Here is a 1312-nt window from a genome sequence, read left to right on the forward strand (position 1 = left end):
ACTGGGTACCGCACGTCGTGCTGTCCGACATCGCCATGGAAGGGATGTCGGGAGTCGAGCTTCTCTCCGCCCTGGGACGAAAGTACCCCGAAACGCACGTCGTGTTGATCACCGGCTTCGGGACCATCGAGCTTGCGGTCGAGGCGATGCGGCGCGGGGCCGTCCACTTCATCACCAAGCCGTTCGACAACGGAGAGGTGCTGCAGACGATCGTGCGCTACGGACAGGAGGCGGTGATTCGGGAGAAGGCCAGCCGGCTCAAGCCATCGCCGGGCGAGGATGGGCCGCTGATCATCGCCGAAGATCCGCGAATGACGTCTGTGCTCGATCTGGTGCGCAAGGTCGCCCCGACGCCGATGTCCGTGCTGATCCAGGGGGAAAGCGGGAGCGGCAAGGAGTTGGTCGCCCGTGCGATCCACGACCAGAGCGAGATGCGCGATCGGCCGTTCCTCGCCGTCAACTCCGCCGCACTTCCCGACACTTTGCTCGAATCCGAGTTGTTCGGACACCGGAAGGGCGCTTTCACCGGGGCGGACCGGAATCGCGAGGGCATCTTCAGCCGGGCCGACGGCGGCACCGTGTTCCTCGACGAGATCGCCCTCATGTCCCCGGCATTCCAGGGCAAGCTGCTGCGAGTGCTTCAGGAGAAAACCGTCGTTCCCCTGGGCACGACGACCGCCAAACCTGTGGATTTTCGGCTCGTCGCTGCCACCGGCCGGGATCTGGGCAAGCGTGTCGCGGACGGCGAGTTCCGTGAGGACCTGCTCTATCGTCTGCGCGTCGTGACTGTCGACCTGCCGCCGTTGCGCGAGCGGGTTGAGGACATTCTCCCGCTGGCCACGCACTTCCTCGCCAAGTACTCGGGTCAGATCGCGGCCCACGCAACTTGCCCGCCCTACCTTTCGGCCGCAGCGATTTCGGAGCTGAAGGGGCACAATTGGAAGGGCAACGTTCGCGAACTGGAAAACTGCGTCCAGCGTGCCCTGGTACTCGTACGCGACGAAGAGATCCTGCCGGAACACCTCGGCCTCGGCGAAAACGAAGGACCGTGGTTCACGCAAAACCTCGAAGGGCTGTCCTACGAGGACGGCAAGCAGGAAGCCTTGCAGGCCTTCCAACGCCGGTTCATCGAGCGGGCGCTGGCCAAGAGCGGTGGGAATGTGACCCACGCCGCCGACAAGTGCGGCCTGACCCGCGCCGCATTCCAGCGGATCATGCGCTCGCTGGAGCTGGACCGCAACCAGTTTGTTCCGTAACGCGGAGGTGCATACGCGAGTTTGCACTCGTGCATCGCACCGTATGCGGTAGCGGG

1 protein-coding gene is annotated in these 1312 nt (G+C 64.6%); it reads left to right on the forward strand.

Features of this window, described 5'->3' with window-relative positions; translation table 11 throughout:
- Positions 1-1256, forward strand: a 1256-nt coding sequence (locus GY725_00835; GenBank protein ID MCP4002715.1) for a sigma-54-dependent Fis family transcriptional regulator, incomplete at its 5' end; no start/stop codon positions are given.
- Positions 1257-1312: the final 56 nt, after the last annotated feature.

The sequence above is a fragment of the bacterium genome (assembly GCA_024226335.1).
Classification (GTDB): Bacteria; Myxococcota_A; UBA9160; order SZUA-336; family SZUA-336; genus JAAELY01.